Source organism: Mycobacterium sp. NGS45, assembly GCF_059812645.1.
In genome coordinates, this window is the sequence record NZ_JCALDB010000003.1 from 244,306 (window position 1) to 264,069 (window position 19,764).

Consider the following 19,764-nt stretch of genomic DNA (forward strand, 5'->3'; position numbering starts at 1 on the left):
AATGGCCGGATGCCAACCGAAGCCTGGATCGCGATAGCCGTAGTCGTCGCCGCACTGCTCATCACCGCACTGGTGATCGGCCTGGTGCGGTACCGCCGCAGCCGGATCAGCCTGGTCGAGGACGAGACCAAGTCGCTGGACCGCTCGGGCGGGTACACCGCGTCGTCGGGTATCACGTTCAGTCGCACCGAGGATCAGGCCCCCTCGGTCGGCGACGACGCCGAGGTGCCGCGTGATTCGCCCAAGCGCACCATTTCCAACGTCTACCTGCCCGAAGCCGATACGGCGCCGCCGGCCGAGGTCGTGCAACCCGAGCCGCAGCCCGAGCCGGAGCCTGCGCCGGAGCCCGCGCCCGGGCCGGAGCCGGTGCCGGAGCCGGCACCGGAACCTGAACCTGAACCTGCGGTCCCGGCACTCGATGAGATCGCGCCGATCGAAGGCCGGCTGGACCGCCTGCGTGGTCGGCTGGCCAAGTCGCAGAATGCGTTGGGCCGCAGTGTGCTGGGCCTGCTCGGCGGTGGCGACCTGGACGAGGACTCCTGGGACGAGGTCGAGGAAACCCTGCTGATCGCCGACCTCGGTCCGACAGTCACCGCAGCGGTGATGACCCAGCTGCGCGCCAAGCTGGTCGCCAGCGGTGCGCGCACCGGTGCCGATGCCCGCGCGGTGCTGCGCCAGGCGCTGATCGACGAACTGCACCCGGAATTCGACCGCTCGATCCGGGCGCTGCCGCACGATGCGGCGCCGTCGGTGCTGCTGGTGGTCGGCGTCAACGGCACCGGCAAGACCACGACGGTCGGCAAACTGGCCCGAGTCCTGGTCGCCGACGGTCGACGCGTGGTGCTGGGCGCGGCCGACACCTTCCGGGCGGCCGCCGCCGATCAGTTGCAGGCTTGGGCGTCCCGGGTGGGTGCCGAGGTGGTGCGTGGGCCGGAGGGCGCCGATCCGGCGTCGGTGGCCTTCGACGCGGTCGACAAGGGCATCGAGAACGGGGCCGACGTTGTGGTGATCGATACCGCCGGACGGTTGCACACCAAGACCGGCCTGATGGACGAGCTGGGCAAGGTCAAGCGGGTGGTCAGCAAACGCGCCGCGGTCGACGAGGTGCTGCTGGTGCTCGACGCCACGATCGGGCAGAACGGTCTGGCGCAGGCCAAGGTGTTCGGCGAGGTGGTCGACATCACCGGCGTGGTGCTGACCAAGTTGGACGGTACGGCCAAGGGCGGCATCGTGTTCCGGGTGCAGCAGGAGCTCGGTGTGCCGGTCAAGCTGGTCGGCTTGGGCGAGGGGCCCGATGACCTGGCACCGTTCGAGCCGGGCGCGTTCGTCGACGCTCTGTTGGGCTGAGCGCGGCGCGGAGCATCAACCGCACCGCGTGAAACATGAGCGTAACGGCACCGGGAAACCCGTTCACGCGCAAGAAACACAACAGAATCACCGGTGAAACCGCGGCAAAAGAACCTTCTCGGGAGGCCGATCTCGTCGGCGTACTTCGCAAGGAGGTTCACACAAAGTGGTCTTTGCCCTATCGGATGTCGTGCTGGCACTGCCAGACGATGCCTTCAAGCCCTTCGGGCCAGACGGCCTGAGCGCCGGTGATACTGCGTGGGTGCTGGCATCTGCCGCGCTGGTGCTGCTGATGACTCCCGGCCTGGCGTTCTTCTACGGCGGCCTGTCCCGGCAGAAGTCCGTCCTCAACATGATGATGATGTCGTTCGGCTCGATGGGCCTGGTCAGCATCATCTACGTGCTGTGGGGATACTCGATGTCGTTCGCGTCGAGTCACACCGGCGGCAGCGACTTCCTGGGCATCTTCGACAATCCGTTCACGCTGTTCGGCGTCAACCAACTGATGGACACCCAAGAGGTCGGCGACGTCACCTCGTATGTGGCCGGTGGATTCGGTTCGGTGCCGGCAATCGTGTGGGTCGCCTTCCAGCTCACCTTCGCGGTCATCACGGTTGCGCTGATCAGCGGTGCGGTGGCCGAGCGGATGAAGTTCGGCACCTGGCTGGTATTCGGCGGCGTTTGGGTGACCCTGGTGTATTTCCCGCTGGCCCACATGGTTTGGGGTGGCGGCCTGCTGTCGGGTGCTGAAGGTGGGATCGCCGCGAAGATCTTCGGCACGGTCACCGACGACGAAGGCAATGTCTCGGCCGCGGTCAGTCCGATCGACTTCGCCGGTGGCACAGTGGTTCACATCAACGCCGGTATGGCCGCGCTGATCCTGGCCATCCTGCTGGGCAAGCGTGCCGGGTTCGGCCGCACCGCGTTCCGCCCGCACAACATTCCGTTCGTGATGCTCGGCGCGGCCCTGCTGTGGTTCGGCTGGTTCGGCTTCAACGTGGGTTCCGAGGGTGCCGCAGACGCGGCTGCCGGCCTGGTCTGGGTCAACACCACCGCGGCCACCGCGGCAGCGATGATGGGCTGGTTGCTGGTCGAGCGGTTGCGCGACGGTCACGCCACCAGCGTGGGCGCGGCCTCGGGCATCGTCGCGGGCTTGGTCGCCATCACGCCGGCCTGTGGCAATCTCACCCCGATCTGGTCGTTGGTGGTCGGCGCGATCGCCGGTGCGCTGGCCTCGCTGGCGGTCGCACTGAAGTACAAGCTGGGCTACGACGATTCACTCGACGTGGTTGGCGTGCACCTGGTGGCCGGCCTGTGGGGCACCGTGTCGCTGGGCTTCTTCGCCACCGAAACCGGTCTGTTCACCGGCGGTGACTACAAGCAGTTGGTGGTGCAGATCGTCATCGCACTGTCGGCCGTGGTGTTTACTGCGATCATGACCGCGATCATCGCCTACGCCGTCAAGCCGTTGGGCTGGCGAATCAGCAAGGAAGACGAACACACTGGCATCGATGAAACCGTGCATGCAGAAACTGCTTATGAGCTCGCCTGATCGGGAAGAATCGACAGTGTCTTGGAAGGAAGCGACTAAATGAAGTTGATCACGGCGATCGTCAAGCCATTCACGCTCGAAGACGTCAAAACCGGCCTGGAGCAGACTGGCATCCTCGGTATGACCGTAAGTGAAGTCCAGGGTTACGGCCGGCAGAAGGGACACACCGAGGTCTACCGCGGTGCCGAGTACTCGGTGGATTTCGTGCCCAAGGTGCGCGTTGAGGTCGTCGTCGACGATTCCGCGGTCGACAAGGTGGTCGACGTGATCGTGCAGGCTGCGCGCACCGGCAAGATCGGCGACGGGAAGGTCTGGGTCAGCCCGGTCGACACCGTCGTGCGGGTGCGCACCGGCGAGCGCGGCAGCGACGCCCTTTGATTCCCAACGGTTTCTAGTCGTCCTCACCGGGGCTGCCCCGGTGGCACCGATCGGATACCAACCCTGGGAGGACGATATGAAGCAGACACCAGATTCGGCCGCCGGAGCCGCCCGTTGGCAGGCTCCGGCGGAGGTGTCGAACAAACCCGCCACCGACCTGACCAAGGCGGTCGCCGCGCTGATGAGTGGCGTTGCCCGGCAACTGGATTCAGCCGCATTGCGCGACGCGCTGCTGGACCTGCACGAATTCTGGCTCACCAGCAAGGCCACCGAGCTGAACATCACCGCCACCAGTGGCTTCGCCATCGTGGCGACCGGCGGCCTGGGCCGGGGCGAACTGGTGCCCTACTCCGACCTGGATTTGACGCTGCTGCATGACAACATGCCCACCGACGTCGTCTCCCAGGTCGCCGAAATGCTGTGGTATCCGTTGTGGGACGCCAACATTCGACTCGACCACAGTGTGCGCACGGTGCCCGAGGCGTTGCGGGTGGCCAACGACGACATCTCGGCCGGCCTGGCCATGCTCGAAGTCCGGCACATCGCCGGAGATGCCGAACTGTCCGGGTTGCTGACCGGCGGGGCCCGTAGACAGTGGCGAACCGGCATCGCGCCGCGGTTCGCCGAGCTCGTCGAACACACCAAGGCACGTTGGCAGCGCAGCGGCGAGATCGCGCACCGCGCCGAGCCGGATCTCAAATGCGGTCGCGGCGGACTGCGGGACATCCAGCTGCTCAATGCGTTGGCCATCGCCCAGCTCGCCGACGTCTATCCCAACCAGTCGTTGGCTTCGCCCACCGGCTCGCTGGGCGAGGCGCACATGACCCTGCTCAATGTCCGCACCGAGTTGCATCGGGTGGCCGGCCGCGGGCGCGACGTGCTGCTGGCCCAGCACGCCGACGAGATCGGCGCCGCGTTGCGCATCGGCGACCGGTTCGACCTGGCCCGTGCGCTCTCCGACGCCGCCCGCACGATCAGCTACTACGTCGACGCCGGCCTGCGCACGGCCGGCAACGCGCTGCCCAGACGGGGACTGTCGGTGCTGCGCCGCCCGGTGCGCCGACCGCTGGACGAAGGCGTGGTGGAGTTCAACGGCGAAGTGGTGCTGGCCCGCGAAGCCCGACCCGAACGCGATCCGGGCCTGATCCTGCGGGTGGCGGCGGCGTCGGCCACCACCGGCCTGCCGATGTCGGCGTCCACGCTGAGTCGGCTGGCCGCATCCGCGCCCGAGCTGCGCGCCCCGTGGCCGCGGCCGGCGCTCAAGGATCTGCTGGTGATGCTCAGCGCGGGACCCACCGCGGTCGCCACGGTCGAGGCACTGGACCGCACCGGACTGTGGGGCCGGCTATTCCCGGAGTGGGGCGCGGTCCGCGACCTGCCGCCGCGCGACGTCGTGCACATCTGGACGGTGGATCGGCACCTGATCGAAACCGTCTCGCGAGCAAGCGCTTTCACCACCCGAGTGTCGCGACCGGACCTGTTGGTGCTGGGTGCGCTGTGTCACGACATCGGTAAGGGTCGCGGCGGCGACCACAGTGTGATCGGTGCCGAGCTGGCCACCCAGATCGGCACCCGGCTGGGTTTGTGGCCCTCGGACGTCGAGACGCTGTCGGCGATCGTGCGCTACCACCTGCTGCTGCCCGACACCGCCACCCGCAAGGACCTCGATGACCCGGACGTCATCGCCGGCGTCGTCGAGGCGCTGGGCCGCGACCTGGTGCTGCTGGAACTGCTGGATGCGCTGGCCGAGGCCGACTCGCGGGCCACCGGGCCCGGGGTGTGGGGAGATTGGAAGGCGTCGCTGATCGGTGATCTGGTACGCCGGTGCCGGTTGGTGATGTCCGGTGAGCCGCTGCCGCAGGCCGACCCGATCGAACCGCGGCTGTTGGAGCTGGCCGCCGGCGGCGGCGTGCACGTCGAACTGTCGCCGGGCGACGGTGTGCACGTCTACAACGTCACGATGATCGCACCGGACCGGCGCGGCGCACTGTCCAAGGCCGCCGGCGTGATGGCGCTGAACTCGCTACGGGTGCATTCGGCGTCGGTCAACAGCCATGCCGGAGCGGCCGTCGACACGTTCGTGGTGTCGCCGCACTTCGGTTCGCCGCCGGCCGCCGAGTTGCTGCGCCAGCAGCTGGTCTTGGCGCTGCGCGGCCAGCTGGACGTGATCGCCGCGTTGCAGGCGCGCGAACATGAGGCGGCCCGGAACGGACCGCTGGTGGGGGAACCGCAGGCCAGTGTGCCGATCGCGGTCACCCAGGCGCCGCCCCGAATCCTGTGGCACCGGGCCGGGCCGGGGCAGCTGCTGGTCGAGATCCGCTCCACCGACCGGCGCGGTCTGCTCGCGGAGTTGACCGGCGTGTTCGAGCGGTCCGGCGTGGACGTGTCCTGGGCCAAGGTGACCACGCTGGGTTCCTCGGTGATCGACGTGTTCTGCCTGGAGGTGCCCGACGAGCGCTCCGACGACGTGCGCACCGAACTGGAGCGCGCGCTGTACCGGGTGCTGCCCAGCCCGCCGCCGGCCAAACCGGCGGAAGCCGCCGGCTGAGCCGCGTCCATTAGGCTGACTGCGTGTTTGAATCCCTGTCCGACCGGTTGACCGGTGCCCTGGCCGGATTGCGCGGCAAGGGCCGGCTGACCGACGCAGATATCGACGCCACCGCCCGCGAGATCCGTCTGGCGCTGCTCGAGGCCGACGTTTCGCTGCCCGTGGTGCGCGCGTTCATCGCGCGGATCAAGGAGCGCGCCCGCGGCGCCGAGGTCTCCGGTGCGCTGAACCCGGCGCAGCAGGTCGTCAAGATCGTCAACGAGGAGCTGATCGGCATCCTCGGCGGCGAAACCCGTCCGCTGGTGTTCGCCAAGAACCCGCCGACCGTGATCATGCTGGCCGGTCTGCAGGGTGCAGGTAAGACCACGCTGGCCGGCAAGCTGTCGAAATGGCTTAAGGATCAAGGGCATACCCCGTTGCTGGTGGCCTGTGACCTGCAGCGGCCGGGCGCGGTCAATCAGCTCCGGATCGTCGGTGAGCGCGCCGGTGTCGCGGTGTTCGCGCCGCACCCGGGCACCGCCGCCGATGCCGCCGAGACCGAGGGAGCCGGCCCGGGTGACCCGGTGTCGGTGGCCGGCGCCGGTCTGGCCGAGGCCAAGGCCAAGCACTACGACGTCGTGATCGTCGACACCGCGGGCCGGTTGGGTATCGACGACGTGCTGATGGCGCAGGCCGCGGCCATCCGTGACGCCGTGCAGCCCGATGAGACGCTGTTCGTGCTGGACGCGATGATCGGTCAGGACGCGGTGACCACGGCCGAGGCGTTCGGCTCCGGGGTCGGCATCACCGGCGTCGTGCTGACCAAGCTGGACGGCGACGCGCGCGGCGGCGCCGCGCTGTCGGTGCGCGAGATCACCGGCGTGCCGATCCTGTTCGCCTCCACCGGCGAGAAACTCGAGGACTTCGACGTCTTCCACCCCGACCGGATGGCGTCGCGCATCCTGGGCATGGGCGACGTGCTGAGCCTGATCGAGCAGGCCGAGCAGGTCTTCGACGCGCAGAAGGCCGAAGAGGCCGCCGCCAAGATCGGCTCCGGCGAGTTGACGCTGGAGGACTTCCTCGAGCAGATGCTGGCCATCCGCAAGATGGGGCCGATCGGCAACCTGCTGGGCATGCTGCCCGGCGCCGGTCAGATGAAAGACGCGTTGGCCGCCGTCGACGACAAACAACTCGACCGGCTGCAGGCCATCATCCGCGGTATGACGCCGGCCGAACGGGCCGACCCGAAGATCATCAACGCCTCGCGGCGGCTGCGCATCGCCAACGGTTCCGGTGTGGCGGTGTCCGAGGTCAACCAGCTGGTGGACCGGTTCTTCGAGGCCCGCAAGATGATGTCCTCGATGGCCGGGCAGTTCGGCTTCCCGGGCTCGGGGATGCGAAAGTCCAAGAGCCGCAAGGGCGGTAAGAACGCCAAGGGCAAGAAGGGGCGGGCCAAGGGCAAGGGGCCGACGCAGCCGAAGGCGCCCAATCCGCTGGGCTTGCCGGGCGGTTTCCCGGACTTGTCGCAGATGCCGGCCGGGCTCGACGAGTTGCCGCCCGGTCTGGCCGATTTCGACCTGTCCAAGCTGAAGTTCCCGGGCAGGGGTTAGTGCGGCTGCACCTGCGCGGCATCGGGTTGCCCGACGGGCAACCCGTGCAGTGGTGGGTGATCGACGGCCGGCTCAGTGCCGAACCGGTCGCCGACGCAACCACGGTGTTCGACGGCGGCTGGATCATCCCCGGCCTGGTCGACGCGCACTGCCACGTCGGGCTGGGCCCGCACGGAGCCACGTCGCTGGACGAGGCGGTGCAGCAGGCCGAAACCGAGCGCGACGTCGGTGCGCTGCTGTTGCGCGATGCCGGATCCCCGGTCGACACCCGCAGCTTCGACGAACGTGAGGACCTGCCGCGGATCATCCGCGCCGGCCGGCATCTGGCCCGGCCCAAGCGCTACATCGCCGGTCTGCCGATCGACATCGAAGACGAGACCGAGCTGCCCCGCTACGTCGCCGAGCAGGCCCGGTACGGCGACGGCTGGGTCAAGTTGGTGGGGGACTGGATCGACCGGTCGGTCGGGGACCTGGCTCCGCTGTGGTCCGACGACGTCCTGGTCGCGGCAATCGAGGCCGCGCACGCCGAAGGTGCCCGGGTGACCGCGCACGTGTTCGGCGAGGACGCGCTGCCGGGCCTGATCAAGGCCGGTATCGACTGCATCGAACACGGCACCGGCCTGACCGACGACACCATCGCGCTGATGCTCGAACACGGCACCGCGCTGGTGCCCACGCTGATCAACATCGAGAACTTCCCCGGTATCGCGGCCGGGGCGAGCAAGTACCCGGCCTACGCCGCGCACATGCGGGAGCTGTACGAGCGCTGCCATCAGCGGGTCGGGGCTGCACACGAGGCCGGGGTGCCGATCTTCGCGGGCACCGACGCCGGCGGGATGATCACGCACGGCCGGATCGCCGACGAGGTGGCCGCATTGCGCAGCGTGGGGCTGTCGGCCGACGAGGCGCTGGGTGCGGCGTCCTGGACGGCGCGGGACTGGCTGGGTCGCCCCGGGCTCGAGCACGGCGCGTCGGCCGACCTGGTCTGCTATGGCGCCGACCCGCGTGAGCCGGGTGTGCTGCAGCATCCGGAGTTGGTGCTGCTGCGCGGCCGCGCCTACCGGAGCTGAGCGCTAGCGCGGCTGGGAAAAGCCCCAGTCCAGCAGCGCCATCGCCTGGTCATACAGGTCGGAGTTGCTCTTCATCTGCACCACGACCAGTCGGCGGCCGTTGCGTTGGGCGGCGCCGACGAAGGTCTCGCCGGCCAGGTTCGTGAAGCCGGTCTTGCCGGCCAGGGTGCCGGGGTAGCGGTCGAGCAGCTTGTTCTGGTTGGTCAGGGTCTTGTAGCCGGTGCGGGTGGGGAACTGCGCGGTGCGCTGGCCGAAGATCTGGGCGAGCACCGGGTAGCGCAGGGCGTGCCGGTAGATGATGGCCAGATCGTGCGGGGTGGTGACCGATTCCCAGCCCGGACCGTCCAGGCCCGACGGCGACATCGCGCGGGTGCTGCGGGCGCCCAGGCTCGCGGCCTTGGCCGTCATCGCGTTGATCGCGACGCGGTACCCGCCGAGCATGTCACCGAGCAGATTGGCGGCGTCGTTCCCGGACACCATCAGCAGCGCATCGAGCAACTGGCGTGCGGTGTACACCTGGCCGGGAACCACGCCGGCGCAAGAACATTCGACCTTGTTGTGGTTGGCGTTGGCCCGCACCGCGGTGGCCGGGTTGATGTGGTCGAGCACCACCATGGCCAGCAGCGCCTTGATGGTGCTGGCCGGCGCGTAGCTGCCGTACGGGTCCTTGCCGCCGAGAATCTGACCGGTGTCCAGATCGGCGACCAACCAGGCCCGGGCCGGACCGTCGGGTGCGGTGGCGACGTTGATGGCCTGGGGTTCGGCCGACGTCGGCGCGGCGGTGCCGAGCAACATCGCGGCCAACACCGGGGCGAGCAGGGTCGCGAGGCCCGCCAGTGCGCGCGGCCGTTTTCCAGGCACGAGCGCCGAGCCTAACCACCGCGCATCTAGGACCGGACCCGCTGCGGTATCGAATCGGTTGCGGCTCTACAACATTCCGACGTTGTCGTGCCCGCCCTGGGCGAAACCCCAATCCAGCAGGGTGGCGGCCTGATCCCAGTAGGTCGGGCCGCCTTCGCGGACCAGGCCGTACATCATGGCGACCACGAGCCGGCGGCCGTCGCGTGCCGCGGCCCCGACGTAGGTCTTGCGGGCCAGGTCGGTGAAACCGGTCTTGCCGCCGATCATGCCGGGATAGCGGTTCAGCATCTCGTTCTGGTTGACCAGCACCCGCTGCCCGGTTTTGGTCGGGAAGATGGCCGACGGCTGTGCGGTGATCTCGGCGAAGACCGGGTAGCTCATCGCGTTGCGGAAGATCACCGCCAGGTCGTGCGGCGTGCTCCACATCGGCATCCCGGGCGCGTCCAGACCCGAGGTGCTGCCGGCGTTGGTGCCGTAGGCGCCGATCAAGGCGGCCTTGGCGTTCATCTTGGCCACCGCGGCCTCGGTGCCGCCGAGCATCCGGGCCAGCGTGTTGGCCGCGTCGTTGCCGGACGCCAGCAGCAGCCCGTCCAGTAGTTGGCGGGTGCTGTAGCTGCGGCCCGGGGCCACCCCGGCGCAGTTGCATTCCACCGCGGTGTCGGCGGGAATGGCCTCGATGGTGGCGTCCAGCGGCAGTTCGTCGAGCACCACCTGGGCCAGCAGCGTCTTGATCGTGCTGGCCGGCGGGGTCTGCGCCTCGATGTTGGCGCCCGCGAGTACCTCGCCGGTGTCCAGGTCGGCGATGATCCAGTTCGGCGCCGGACCGTCCGGGATGGGTGTGCTGCCGGGCGGTCGCAGTTCGGCGTCAGCGGAGGCGATCGGCGCCGTCACGCCCATCGCCAACGTGACCGTCATCGCCAGGGCCGCCAAGAGTCGGTGCATGACTCGTCAGAGTAAGCCACCGGCCCAGCTGTCGCGCAGGTCAGTACACGTCGCGCAGGTAGCGGTGATCCTTGATCAGTTCGTTGACGTAGCTGTGGGCGGCCAAAGCGTCCATCTCGCCGGCCGCGGCGATGATCTCGTGCAACGTGCGGTCGACGTCCTTGGCCATCCGCTCGGCGTCACCGCAGACATAGAGATGGGCGCCGTCGCGCAACCAGGCGTACAACTCAGCGCCGTGCTCGGCCATCAGGTGCTGGACGTAGACCTTGTCCGGCTGATCGCGGGAGAACGCCAGGTCCAGCCGGGTGAGCACGCCGGCGTCGAGGAATCCCTGCAGTTCGTCGCGGTACAGGAAGTCGGTTCCGCGGCGGCGGTCGCCGAAGAACAGCCAGTTGCGTCCGCCCGCCTGCCGGGCCTGGCGTTCGTGCAGGAACGCCCGGAACGGAGCGATGCCGGTGCCCGGACCGATCATGATCACCGGCACGTCATCGGCCGGCAGTCGGAAGCTGTGGTTGGGCCGCGGATGCACCTTGACCAGCTCGCAGCGGTCCGCCAGATAGGTCGAGGCCACCCCACCGCGGTCCCGGCCCCGCGCGCAGTGCCGGATGGTCGCCACGGTCAGGTGCACGTGGTTGGGATGGCAGGTCGGTGTGGAGGCGATCGAGTAGTCCCGGAACTGCAAGGGGCGCAGGCTTTCCACCACCTCTTCGACGGTCAGGACGGCGGGGTCGACCAGCTCGAGCAGGTCCAGCACGTCGCGGCCGTAGAGCCAATCAGCCAGGGCCGCAGTGTCTTCGGAGGTCAGCATCCGGGCGGCGTCGGCGTCCTTGGTGCGGTCGGCGATCAGCGATTGCAGCGCGGCCGCCGGCGTCCGGATCTCCAGGTGTTCGGCCAGCAGCACGCCGAGTGGCTCGTCGTAGTCGGCCAGTCGGTGCTCGGCTGTGACACCGAGGCGGGCCAGGATCGCTGTGACCAGAGCCGGGTCGTTGACCGGATGCACGGCGATCGAGTCACCGGCCTGATAGTCGATGCCGGAATCGCCGAGGTCCAACTCGTAGTGCCGGACCTCCTTGTCGGAATCGGCGGCGGTCAGCAACCGGCTGCTCAGCACCCGCGCAGTGAACGGATTCTTCCGGTCCCACGGTGAATGCTGCTGTTGCGGTGCGTCCTTGGTGACGACGACGGGTGCCGCGCTGCCCCCGGCGGCGTCGCGGGCGGCCTCGAGCAGTTTGACCACGTCGGCGGTCCAGGCGGCGGCTTCGCTTTCGAAGTACACGTCGCAATCCACCCGCTCGGCGATCCGGGTGCCGCCGAGTTCCTCGAGCCGTTCGTCGAGGAGTTTGCCTGCGTTGCAGAACAACTCGTAGGACCGGTCGCCGAGCGCGAGCACCGCGAAGTTCAGGCCGTCGAAGCGGCCGGCATCGTCGGCGGCCAGCGTCTCCCAGAACACCGTGCCGTCGTCGGGGAACTCGCCATCGCCGAAGGTGGAGGCGATCCCGATGAAATGCGATGCGGCGCGCAGGTCGTCCAGGGAGAGGTCGTTGAGCTCTTTTTCCTTGACGTCGATCCCGATCTCCCGGGTGGCATTGGTGAACAGCTCGGCGAGCCACTCGGCACTGCCCATATCGGTCGCATAGCCGACGATCAACGAGAAGGGGCGTGGATCGGGCACGGGCGGGTCTTCTTTCTGCGTCGGCCGATAGGTAAGGGTGACCTTACTTAAATCGGTCGTCGCAGTGGGGGCTCCCTTTCTGGCCGCCGCAGCTGAAAGTAGTCAGACCACCCGGTCGAAGCACTTGGTCTCGACCCGCCGGGTCATCCGCCAGCCGGCCGGGGTGCGGATGAATTCGTCGTCGTACCACAGTCCGCAGAACAGCACCTGACCTTCGCCGCCGAGCACCATCGGGTTGAAGCACAGCGTTCGGGCGGCCGCGGTGTCGCCGTCGATGCGGACGTCGAAGTTGCCGAGCAGATGGGCATAGGCCGGGAAGTTGGGCAGCACCTCGGCCAACCAGGCCTTGACCTCGGGGAAGTGGCCGTCGATGCCGCCCATGGCGCGATAGTCGATGTAGGCATCGGGGGTGAAGACCGCGTCCAGGTCGTCGAATCGGCGGGTGTCGATCGCCGTGGAGTAGTCGACCAGCAGCTGCTGGATTTCCAGACGGTCCGAGATCTCCTGCAGGCTCAGCACAGCCTGATTTTAGGTGTGGGCCGGGTTCTGGCAGAATATCCGGCTGTCTGTCCTCGGCCACGGCCGTACGACGGTCACACACGTGAGGCAAAACCGGATCCCGGCAACCCGCTCGGATCGCTGAATTGCAGCGTGGCATCCCAACAGGAGTTTCTAGATGGCTGTCAAGATCAAGCTCACCCGGCTTGGCAAGATCCGCAACCCCCAGTACCGCATCATCGTCGCCGACGCGCGCACCCGTCGCGACGGTCGGTCCATCGAGGTCATCGGCCGCTACCACCCCAAGGAAGAGCCGAGCCTGATCGAGATCAACTCCGAGCGCGCGCAGTACTGGCTGAGCGTCGGCGCCCAGCCCACCGAACCGGTGCTGGCGCTGCTGAAGATCACCGGCGACTGGCAGAAGGCCAAGGGCCTGCCGGGCGCCGAGGGCACGCTGAAGGTCAAGGAGCCCAAGCCGTCCAAGCTGGATCTGTTCAACGCAGCGCTGGCCGAGGCCGAGGGCGGGTCCACTTCGGACGCCGTCACCCTCAAGAAGAAGAAGGCGCCGAAGAAGGGCGAGGCCGAAGCCGAGGCCGCTGAGGCTGCAGCCACCGAGGCCCCGGAAGCCGCCGCCGAGGCCGCCGAGACGCCAGCCGAATGAGCACCGTCGTCGTCGACGCCGTCGAGCACCTGGTGCGCGGAATCGTCGACAATCCCGAGGACGTTCGCGTCGACATGGTGACCAGTCGCCGTGGCCGCACCGTCGAGGTGCACGTGCACCCCGATGACCTGGGCAAGGTGATCGGCCGCGGCGGCCGCACCGCGACGGCGTTGCGCACCCTGGTCGCCGGGATCGGCGGCCGCGGTATCCGCGTCGACGTGGTGGACACCGACCAATAGTGGAGTTGGTCGTCGGGCGCGTCGCCAAAGCGCACGGCATCGGCGGCGAAATCGTCGTCGAGGTCCGCACCGACGATCCAGAGCGTCGTTTCGAGCGCGGTGCCACGGTGCGGGCCAGACCCGCCCGTGGCGGCGCCGAACGGCAGTTCCAGATCGAATCCGTTCGCCCGCACGGTCCTCGGCTGCTGCTGCGGCTGGCCGGGATAACCGATCGCAATGCCGCGGATGCGCTGCGCGGCCTGTTGTTCATCGTCGATTCCGCTGACCTGCCGCCGATTTCCGAGCCCGACGAGTACTACGACCATCAGCTCGAAGGTTTGCAGGTGCGCACCGTCGACGGGCAGCCGATCGGGGTGGTGGCCGAGGTGCTGCACACCCAGGGCGGTGAATTGCTCAGTGTGCGAACCGAAGCCGACGCAGAAGTGCTGATTCCGTTCGTCGCTGCCATCGTCCCGACGGTGTCGCTGGCCGACGGTGTCATCGAGGTGGACCCACCGGACGGTCTGCTGGATCCGGAGTGATCATGCGCATCGACGTCATCACGATCTTTCCGGCCTACCTGGATGCGCTGCGGCAGGCGTTGCCGGGCAAGGCGATCGAGGCCGGGCGGGTACGACTCGGCGTGCACGATCTGCGGGACTGGACCCACGACGTACACCGTTCCGTCGATGACTCGCCGTACGGCGGCGGGCCGGGCATGGTGATGCGTGCGCCGGTGTGGGGCGCGGCGCTCGATGACATCTGCACTCCGGAAACACTTTTGGTGGTGCCCACGCCCGCGGGCCGGCTGTTCGACCAGGCCACCGCGCAGGACTGGGCCACCGAGCAGCACCTGGTGTTCGCCTGCGGTCGCTACGAAGGCATCGACCAGCGCGTGGTCGAGGACGCGGCCCGGCGGATGCGGGTGGCCGAGGTGTCGATCGGCGACTATGTACTCAACGGCGGCGAAGCCGCGGTGCTCGTGATGCTCGAGGCCGTCATCCGGTTGCTGCCCGAGGTGCTGGGCAATCCAGCTTCGCACCAGCAGGATTCGCATTCCGAACACCACGCAGGTCTGCTGGAGGGACCCAGCTACACCCGGCCGGCCAGTTGGCGCGGGCTCGAGGTGCCCGAGGTGTTGCTTTCCGGTGATCACGCCCGGATCGAAGCCTGGCGCGCCGAACAGTCCCGGCAGCGCACTGTCGAGCGCCGGCCGGATCTGTTGGCCGACTAGTTGATCTTGCCGCCCGGGAACATGCTCTTGACCGCCTCGGTGACGGTGGCGCGGGCGGTGGCGTCGTCGGATGGTTGCAGCGCATAGACCACCATCACGTACCGGCGATCCGGCCCGATGATGCCGCTGGACAGATGCATCCAGTCCGGGCCGATGCAGCACATCCAACCCTGTTTGACCGCAACGGGTTCGGCGTAGAGACCTTCGGGGATGCCGAAATGCTGCGGGTAGCCGTCGATCCCGATCGGGGTGGACTGTGCCAAGTTGCTGATGATCTGGTTGGCGCGCTCGGGCGGTAGCCCACCGGAAGCGGTGAGCAGCATGTCGTAGTAGCGGACCAGCTCCTGCGGCGAGATCGTGGTGTTCCACCACTTGCCGTCGTCGGGATGGCCGAGGGTGTCCAGCCGGTAGCGGCGAGCCACCCGATCCAGGATGTCGGTTTCGCCGCCGCGTTCCCAGAACGTATTCGCGGCGTTGTCGTCGGAGGACTGCAGCATCACGTCCAGTGACTTGCGGTCCTCGGCGGACAGTTCGGGCTCCCGCAACAGCAGATCGTCGGCGATGAACAACTTGGCCACCGATGCGGTGGCCATCCGACTGGCCGGTCCGGCGGTCGCGCGCTGTCCGGTTTCGCGGTCGAGGAGCGCAATGGTCACCTCGGCGCCGTTGGCGGCGGCCTGCTCGCTGGCCTGCTCGGCGCGCACATCGAGATCAACGATCGCGGCCGGCGGCTGGATCGGGGCCTCGGGCGTGGCGTCCTCGGGGGCCTGCGGCGCGACGGTCAGCTGGGGTCCGGCCGGGCGGTTCGGCGGGGAGCCGTAGACGCGCGCCTCACAGCCGGCCAGGCTGCCCAGCAGCACGATGCCGGCGACTCCCGCGGCGGCCCTGACCAGGGCCGATCGCCGCCTGTGCATGCTGCTCCTCGGAAGCCGATACCGGATAGGGGGTCAGGCTGGCTGCGCTGCCGTCGCCCGTTTGATCAGACTAACCTCTGGCCCCGGTGCACACGTAGCGAGGCGCGCGCGGCGCAGCGCAACGCGCGTGGCCGAAGCCGATTTCTCTCTGGCGGGCCCGGTCTGGCACAATTGAGCAGTTGTCCGCGCGGGCTGGGTCCCTTTCGCCTGCGCCGGAAGAACCAAGAAGACCCCGATAAGCCCGAATTTCGGCCCGGCACGTCTCGCGCGTCCCGCGCCGGGACCACGATGTGCACGGACCGTGACGCAAGGAAGAGGCACCGATGAACACGCTGGACTTCGTCGACCAGGCGTCGCTGCGCGACGACATCCCGGAATTCGGCCCCGGTGACACCGTGAACGTGCACGTGAAGGTCATCGAGGGCGCCAAGGAGCGCATCCAGGTGTTCAAGGGCGTCGTGCTCCGTCGCCAGGGCGGCGGCGTCCGGGAGACCTTCACGGTGCGCAAGGAGAGCTACGGCGTCGGCGTCGAGCGCACCTTCCCCGTGCATTCGCCCAACGTGGACCGCATCGAGGTGCTGACCCGCGGTGACGTGCGCCGGGCCAAGCTGTACTACCTGCGCGAACTGCGCGGCAAGAAGGCCAAGATCAAGGAAAAGCGCTGACCCGCTGCCTCGTGCAGGTCGTGGCATCAGCAGCCGGCCTGACTACGCTGGCCTCGTGACCGACACCCCGGACCGGACCGACTCACCCGCCGAGCAGCCAGAGGATCCAGCTCAGGACGCCACGAAGCCGGCCGACAAGGGCGACAAGGGCGACGGCAAGAAGGGTTCGGCGCTGCGCGAAGGCGTGATCCTGATCTCGATCGCGCTGGTGCTCTACTACGTCATGTTGACGTTCGTGGCGCGGCCCTACCTGATTCCCTCGGAATCCATGGAGCCGACCCTGCACGGCTGCGACGGCTGCACCGGCGACCGGATCATGGTCGACAAAGTCAGCTACCGGTTCACCGAACCGAGGCCGGGCGACGTCGTGGTGTTCAAGGGACCGCCGAACTGGAGCCTGGGCTACAAGTCGATCCGCTCGGACAACACCGCGGTGCGGTGGGTGCAGAACGCGTTGAGCGTGATCGGGTTCGTACCGCCGGATCAGAACGATCTGGTCAAACGGATCATCGCGGTCGGTGGACAAACCGTGCAGTGCCGCACGGACACCGGATTGACGGTCGACGGCAAACCGCTCAACGAGCCGTATCTGGACCCGGCGACGCTGGGTTACGACCCCGCCGAATACCCGTGCCTGGGACCCGAGTTCGGCCCCGTCGAGGTGCCCGAGGGGCGGCTGTGGGTGATGGGGGACAACCGCACGCATTCCGGTGATTCGCGCCGGCATTGCAATGGCGCGACGCCGAGCCCCGACGACCCCAACCGGATGGTGATCTGCACCGGCGACCCCGAGGACGGCACCATCCCGGTGGAGAACGTGATCGGCAAGGCGCGGTTCATCGCCTGGCCCCCCGGACGCTGGGGTGGTGTGGACTCGGTCAACCCGCAGTTGGGCGGATAGGTGTCCACCATCTGGCCGCCGCGTACGGTGATCCGCAGATCCTCTGGGCTGCGCACGCTGGAATCGGCGCTGTATCGCAGTGGGTTGGGTCCGGTCGCCGGGGTCGACGAGGTCGGGCGCGGTGCCTGCGCGGGCCCGTTGGTGGTGGCGGCCTGCGTGCTGGGGCCGAACCGGTTCGGCAGCCTGTCGCTGTTGGACGACTCCAAAAAGCTCACCGAGGTGGAACGGGAACGCCTGTTCCCGTTGATCAAGCGGTACGCGCTGGCCTACCACGTGGTGTTCATCCCGTCGGTCGAGGTGGACCGCCGCGGGGTGCATGTGGCCAACATCGAAGGTATGCGCCGCGCGATCGCCGGGTTGTCGGTGCGGCCCGGCTATGTGCTGTCCGACGGGTTCCGGGTGCCAGGTCTGCCGGTGCCGTCGCTGCCGGTGATCGGCGGCGACGCGGCCGCGGCCTGCATTGCGGCGGCCAGCGTGTTGGCCAAGGTCAGCCGGGATCGGCTGATGGTCGAAATGGACGGCGAGTTCCCCGGTTACGGCTTCGCCGAGCACAAGGGGTACAGCACGTACGCGCACACCACGGCGCTGGCCGCGCTCGGCCCGTGCAGCCAGCACCGGTTTTCCTTCATCAACGTGCGGCGGGCCGCGCAGGCGTGCGAACCTGAGGCGCGCAGCGAAAACGGGTAGGGGAAGATGGACTCCACCGACGACAAGGATTGCTGGACCGATGAGTGCTGAAGATCTCGAAAAGTATGAAACCGAGATGGAGCTCTCGCTGTATCGCGAGTACAAGGACATCGTCGGGCAGTTCAGCTATGTGGTCGAAACCGAGCGACGGTTCTACCTGGCCAACAGCGTCGAACTGATTCCGCGCAACGCCGACGGCGAGGTGTACTTCGAGCTGCGGTTGGCCGACGCCTGGGTGTGGGACATGTACCGGCCGGCGCGTTTCGTCAAGCAGGTCCGGGTGATCACGTTCAAGGACGTCAACGTCGAAGAAGTGGAGAAGCCCGAGCTGCGGCTGCCGGAATGAGTTCGGCCGGCCTGTGCATGAACTGCTGACTGTGCACAACTAGGCGCGCACCGCGGTTTTCCGACCGTCGCTGCGCCCACCGTGTCGGCGGGTTGGCCCAACCTGACGGGCATGACTACATGGACACGGGCGCGGCTGGGCGCCCTCGGCGAGCAGGTGGCCGTCGATCACCTGCTCGGCCTCGGACATCGCATCCTGGTGCGCAACTGGCGCTGCCGGTACGGCGAACTCGACGTCATCGCCGTCGATGAGCAGACCGACACGCTGATCTTCGTCGAGGTCAAGACCCGCACCGGTGACGGTTTCGGCGGGCTGGCCGAGTCGGTGCCACCGGACAAGGTGCGTCGGTTGCGACGGCTGGCAGCGCTGTGGCTGGCCGCCCAGGACGGCCATTGGGCGCAGCTTCGGATGGACGTGATCGGCGTCCGGATCGGTCGGGTGCGGGGGCCGGAAGTGTTGCACCTGAAGGGGATTGGGTGATGGCGCTCGGGCGGGCCTTCTCGATCTCGATGAGCGGTCTGCGCGGCGACGTGGTGGAGATCGAGGCCGATATCGCCTCGGGGCTACCGGGTGTGCACCTGGTCGGGCTGCCCGACGCGGCGGTGTCGGAATCCCGCGACCGGGTGCGCTCGGCGATCACCAACAGCGGACATCAATGGCCGCAGTCGCGGGTGACGCTGGCGTTGTCGCCGGCGACGCTGCCGAAGATGGGTTCGGTCTTCGACATCGCCTTGGCGGCCGCGGTGCTGTCGGCCGGCGCCAAGAAGTCCTGGCCGGTGCTGGACAAGGCCGTGCTGCTCGGTGAGCTCGCCCTCGACGGACGGGTGCGTCCGGTGCGCGGGGTGCTGCCCGCGGTGCTGGCCGCCCGCCGGGAGGGTTGGACGACGGCGGTGGTGCCGGTGGCCAATCTGGCCGAGGCCAGCCTGGTCGACGGCATCGAGGTGCTCGGTGTGGCGACGCTGGGACAGTTGCACGATTGGCTGCTCGGGCGCGGGCGGTTGGCTGAGCGGGTCGACTCGGCGCGCGGCGGTGCGGTGGCCGATCCCAGCGCTGATGCCTCCGACGGTGACCTGGCCGACGTGCTGGGCCAGGAGCAGGCGCGGTACGCCGTCGAGGTGGCCGCTGCCGGCGGACATCATCTGTTGCTCACCGGCCCGCCCGGAACCGGGAAGACCATGCTGGCCCGTCGGCTGCCCGGGTTGCTGCCGACGCTCACCGACGCCGAGGCGCTGGAGGTGACCGCCATCCACTCGGTGGCCGGGATGCTGTCCGGGGACACCCCGCTGATCACCACACCGCCGTTCGTCGCCCCGCACCACGCCTCGTCGGTCGCTGCGCTGGTCGGGGGCGGAGCCGGGATGGCGCGCCCGGGTGCGGTCAGTCGCGCGCACCGCGGCGTGTTGTTTCTCGACGAGTGCGCCGAGATAGCCGTCTCGGTGCTGGAAGCATTGCGAACACCGTTGGAGGAAGGTGAGATTCGATTGGCGCGTCGCGACGGCGTGGCCCGCTATCCGGCCCGGTTCCAGTTGGTGCTGGCGTCCAACCCGTGCCCGTGCGCCCCGGCCAACCCGGCCGACTGTCAGTGTCCGGGCGCGGTGCGCCGACGCTATCTGGGCAAACTGTCGGGCCCGCTGCTGGACCGGGTGGACCTGCGGGTGCAGATGAATCCCGGCCGGGTGGG

The 19,764-nt window shown here is 68.4% G+C and carries 20 protein-coding genes and 1 pseudogene; 16 read left to right on the plus strand and 5 right to left on the minus strand.

Annotated elements, in window-relative coordinates; all coding sequences use genetic code 11:
- The first annotated feature begins 9 nt into the window (after positions 1–9).
- The 6 genes from ftsY to AC5Y3P_RS05000 all read left to right on the plus strand — a co-directional run bounded on the left by ftsY (position 10) and on the right by AC5Y3P_RS05000 (position 8,484).
- Positions 10–1,347, plus strand: coding sequence for a signal recognition particle-docking protein FtsY (ftsY, locus tag AC5Y3P_RS04975; RefSeq protein WP_500044771.1), 1,338 nt, complete (start codon positions 10–12; stop codon positions 1,345–1,347).
- 262 nt (positions 1,348–1,609) lie between these two features.
- The gene (locus AC5Y3P_RS04980) at positions 1,610–2,899 is read left to right on the plus strand and encodes an ammonium transporter (protein WP_500044772.1); all 1,290 of its coding nucleotides are present in this window, start codon (positions 1,610–1,612) and stop codon (positions 2,897–2,899) included.
- A gap of 39 nt (positions 2,900–2,938) precedes the next feature.
- Complete coding sequence (locus AC5Y3P_RS04985; protein ID WP_102142927.1) at positions 2,939–3,277, plus strand: P-II family nitrogen regulator; 339 nt, start codon at positions 2,939–2,941, stop codon at positions 3,275–3,277.
- Positions 3,278–3,353: 76 nt separating this feature from the next.
- Complete coding sequence (locus tag AC5Y3P_RS04990) at positions 3,354–5,825, plus strand: [protein-PII] uridylyltransferase (protein ID WP_500044773.1); 2,472 nt, start codon at positions 3,354–3,356, stop codon at positions 5,823–5,825.
- Positions 5,826–5,848: 23 nt separating this feature from the next.
- Positions 5,849–7,414 (plus strand): signal recognition particle protein, encoded by a 1,566-nt coding sequence (ffh, locus tag AC5Y3P_RS04995; RefSeq protein WP_500044774.1) that lies wholly within the window; start codon positions 5,849–5,851, stop codon positions 7,412–7,414.
- Positions 7,414–8,484 (plus strand): amidohydrolase family protein, encoded by a 1,071-nt coding sequence (locus AC5Y3P_RS05000; protein ID WP_500044775.1) that lies wholly within the window; start codon positions 7,414–7,416, stop codon positions 8,482–8,484. Before ffh ends, AC5Y3P_RS05000 begins: the two co-directional genes overlap by 1 nt.
- A 3-nt stretch (positions 8,485–8,487) precedes the next feature.
- On the opposite strand, the gene AC5Y3P_RS05005 is transcribed toward AC5Y3P_RS05000, so the two are convergent.
- The 4 genes from AC5Y3P_RS05005 to AC5Y3P_RS05020 form a co-directional block, all read right to left on the minus strand.
- Positions 8,488–9,279, minus strand: a complete 792-nt coding sequence (locus tag AC5Y3P_RS05005) for a D-alanyl-D-alanine carboxypeptidase family protein (protein WP_500044798.1) — start codon at positions 9,277–9,279, stop codon at positions 8,488–8,490.
- 132 nt (positions 9,280–9,411) lie between these two features.
- On the minus strand, positions 9,412–10,287 hold the full coding sequence (locus AC5Y3P_RS05010; protein WP_500044776.1) for a D-alanyl-D-alanine carboxypeptidase family protein: 876 nt from the start codon (positions 10,285–10,287) through the stop codon (positions 9,412–9,414).
- Between the two features lie 40 nt (positions 10,288–10,327).
- Complete coding sequence (locus AC5Y3P_RS05015; RefSeq protein WP_500044799.1) at positions 10,328–11,911, minus strand: diflavin oxidoreductase; 1,584 nt, start codon at positions 11,909–11,911, stop codon at positions 10,328–10,330.
- Between the two features lie 150 nt (positions 11,912–12,061).
- Positions 12,062–12,478: a nuclear transport factor 2 family protein gene (locus AC5Y3P_RS05020; protein ID WP_500044777.1), complete on the minus strand. Its 417-nt coding sequence runs from the start codon at positions 12,476–12,478 to the stop codon at positions 12,062–12,064.
- 157 nt (positions 12,479–12,635) lie between these two features.
- On the opposite strand from AC5Y3P_RS05020, the gene rpsP reads away from it, so the two are divergent.
- Genes rpsP through trmD form a run of 4 tightly spaced genes read left to right on the plus strand, consistent with a single transcriptional unit; the run spans position 12,636 to position 14,570 of the window.
- Positions 12,636–13,118 carry a 30S ribosomal protein S16 gene (gene rpsP / locus AC5Y3P_RS05025; RefSeq protein WP_500044778.1) on the plus strand — a complete coding sequence of 161 codons (483 nt, stop codon included), beginning with the start codon at positions 12,636–12,638 and terminating at the stop codon, positions 13,116–13,118.
- Positions 13,115–13,357, plus strand: coding sequence for an RNA-binding protein (locus AC5Y3P_RS05030; protein WP_085102554.1), 243 nt, complete (start codon positions 13,115–13,117; stop codon positions 13,355–13,357). The genes rpsP and AC5Y3P_RS05030 overlap by 4 nt, the downstream gene beginning before the upstream one ends.
- Positions 13,357–13,878, plus strand: coding sequence for a ribosome maturation factor RimM (gene rimM, locus AC5Y3P_RS05035; protein ID WP_500044779.1), 522 nt, complete (start codon positions 13,357–13,359; stop codon positions 13,876–13,878). The genes AC5Y3P_RS05030 and rimM overlap by 1 nt, the downstream gene beginning before the upstream one ends.
- A gap of 2 nt (positions 13,879–13,880) precedes the next feature.
- Positions 13,881–14,570 (plus strand): tRNA (guanosine(37)-N1)-methyltransferase TrmD, encoded by a 690-nt coding sequence (gene trmD / locus AC5Y3P_RS05040; protein ID WP_500044780.1) that lies wholly within the window; start codon positions 13,881–13,883, stop codon positions 14,568–14,570.
- Here the strand turns inward: trmD and AC5Y3P_RS05045 are convergent.
- The gene (locus tag AC5Y3P_RS05045) at positions 14,567–15,484 is read right to left on the minus strand and encodes a serine hydrolase (RefSeq protein WP_500044781.1); all 918 of its coding nucleotides are present in this window, start codon (positions 15,482–15,484) and stop codon (positions 14,567–14,569) included. The two genes, trmD and AC5Y3P_RS05045, sit on opposite strands and share 4 nt — an antisense overlap.
- A 323-nt stretch (positions 15,485–15,807) precedes the next feature.
- Between AC5Y3P_RS05045 and rplS the strand changes: the two genes are divergently transcribed.
- From rplS to AC5Y3P_RS05075, 6 genes and pseudogenes are all read left to right on the plus strand, one after another.
- Positions 15,808–16,149, plus strand: a complete 342-nt coding sequence (gene rplS / locus AC5Y3P_RS05050; RefSeq protein ID WP_500044782.1) for a 50S ribosomal protein L19 — start codon at positions 15,808–15,810, stop codon at positions 16,147–16,149.
- 55 nt (positions 16,150–16,204) lie between these two features.
- Positions 16,205–17,050 carry a signal peptidase I gene (gene lepB / locus AC5Y3P_RS05055; RefSeq protein ID WP_500044783.1) on the plus strand — a complete coding sequence of 282 codons (846 nt, stop codon included), beginning with the start codon at positions 16,205–16,207 and terminating at the stop codon, positions 17,048–17,050.
- Positions 17,051–17,789 (plus strand): annotated as a pseudogene (locus AC5Y3P_RS05060) (ribonuclease HII); the annotation flags it as partial. It lies immediately after the preceding gene.
- Positions 17,778–18,083, plus strand: a complete 306-nt coding sequence (locus AC5Y3P_RS05065) for a DUF2469 domain-containing protein (RefSeq protein ID WP_500044800.1) — start codon at positions 17,778–17,780, stop codon at positions 18,081–18,083. The pseudogene AC5Y3P_RS05060 and the gene AC5Y3P_RS05065, both read left to right, overlap by 12 nt.
- Before the next feature lie 111 nt (positions 18,084–18,194).
- Positions 18,195–18,563 carry a YraN family protein gene (locus tag AC5Y3P_RS05070; RefSeq protein WP_500044784.1) on the plus strand — a complete coding sequence of 123 codons (369 nt, stop codon included), beginning with the start codon at positions 18,195–18,197 and terminating at the stop codon, positions 18,561–18,563.
- A partial coding sequence (locus AC5Y3P_RS05075; RefSeq protein WP_500044785.1) for a YifB family Mg chelatase-like AAA ATPase occupies positions 18,563–19,764 on the plus strand: 1,202 nt, incomplete at its 3' end. The genes AC5Y3P_RS05070 and AC5Y3P_RS05075, both read left to right, overlap by 1 nt.

What these genes read in the sequence shown, in the direction of transcription:
- ftsY (WP_500044771.1), top strand. Translation starts at nt 10, where the DNA reads ATGCCAACCGAAGCCTGGATCGCGATAGCCGTAGTCGTCGCCGCACTG.
- AC5Y3P_RS04985 (WP_102142927.1), top strand. Translation starts at nt 2,939, where the DNA reads ATGAAGTTGATCACGGCGATCGTCAAGCCATTCACGCTCGAAGACGTC.
- AC5Y3P_RS04990 (WP_500044773.1), top strand. Translation starts at nt 3,354, where the DNA reads ATGAAGCAGACACCAGATTCGGCCGCCGGAGCCGCCCGTTGGCAGGCT.
- AC5Y3P_RS05005 (WP_500044798.1), bottom strand. Translation starts at nt 9,279, where the DNA reads ATGTTGCTCGGCACCGCCGCGCCGACGTCGGCCGAACCCCAGGCCATC.
- AC5Y3P_RS05010 (WP_500044776.1), bottom strand. Translation starts at nt 10,287, where the DNA reads ATGCACCGACTCTTGGCGGCCCTGGCGATGACGGTCACGTTGGCGATG.
- AC5Y3P_RS05015 (WP_500044799.1), bottom strand. Translation starts at nt 11,911, where the DNA reads ATGGGCAGTGCCGAGTGGCTCGCCGAGCTGTTCACCAATGCCACCCGG.
- rpsP (WP_500044778.1), top strand. Translation starts at nt 12,636, where the DNA reads ATGGCTGTCAAGATCAAGCTCACCCGGCTTGGCAAGATCCGCAACCCC.
- AC5Y3P_RS05030 (WP_085102554.1), top strand. Translation starts at nt 13,115, where the DNA reads ATGAGCACCGTCGTCGTCGACGCCGTCGAGCACCTGGTGCGCGGAATC.
- trmD (WP_500044780.1), top strand. Translation starts at nt 13,881, where the DNA reads ATGCGCATCGACGTCATCACGATCTTTCCGGCCTACCTGGATGCGCTG.
- AC5Y3P_RS05045 (WP_500044781.1), bottom strand. Translation starts at nt 15,484, where the DNA reads ATGCACAGGCGGCGATCGGCCCTGGTCAGGGCCGCCGCGGGAGTCGCC.
- rplS (WP_500044782.1), top strand. Translation starts at nt 15,808, where the DNA reads ATGAACACGCTGGACTTCGTCGACCAGGCGTCGCTGCGCGACGACATC.
- AC5Y3P_RS05065 (WP_500044800.1), top strand. Translation starts at nt 17,778, where the DNA reads ATGAGTGCTGAAGATCTCGAAAAGTATGAAACCGAGATGGAGCTCTCG.
- AC5Y3P_RS05070 (WP_500044784.1), top strand. Translation starts at nt 18,195, where the DNA reads ATGACTACATGGACACGGGCGCGGCTGGGCGCCCTCGGCGAGCAGGTG.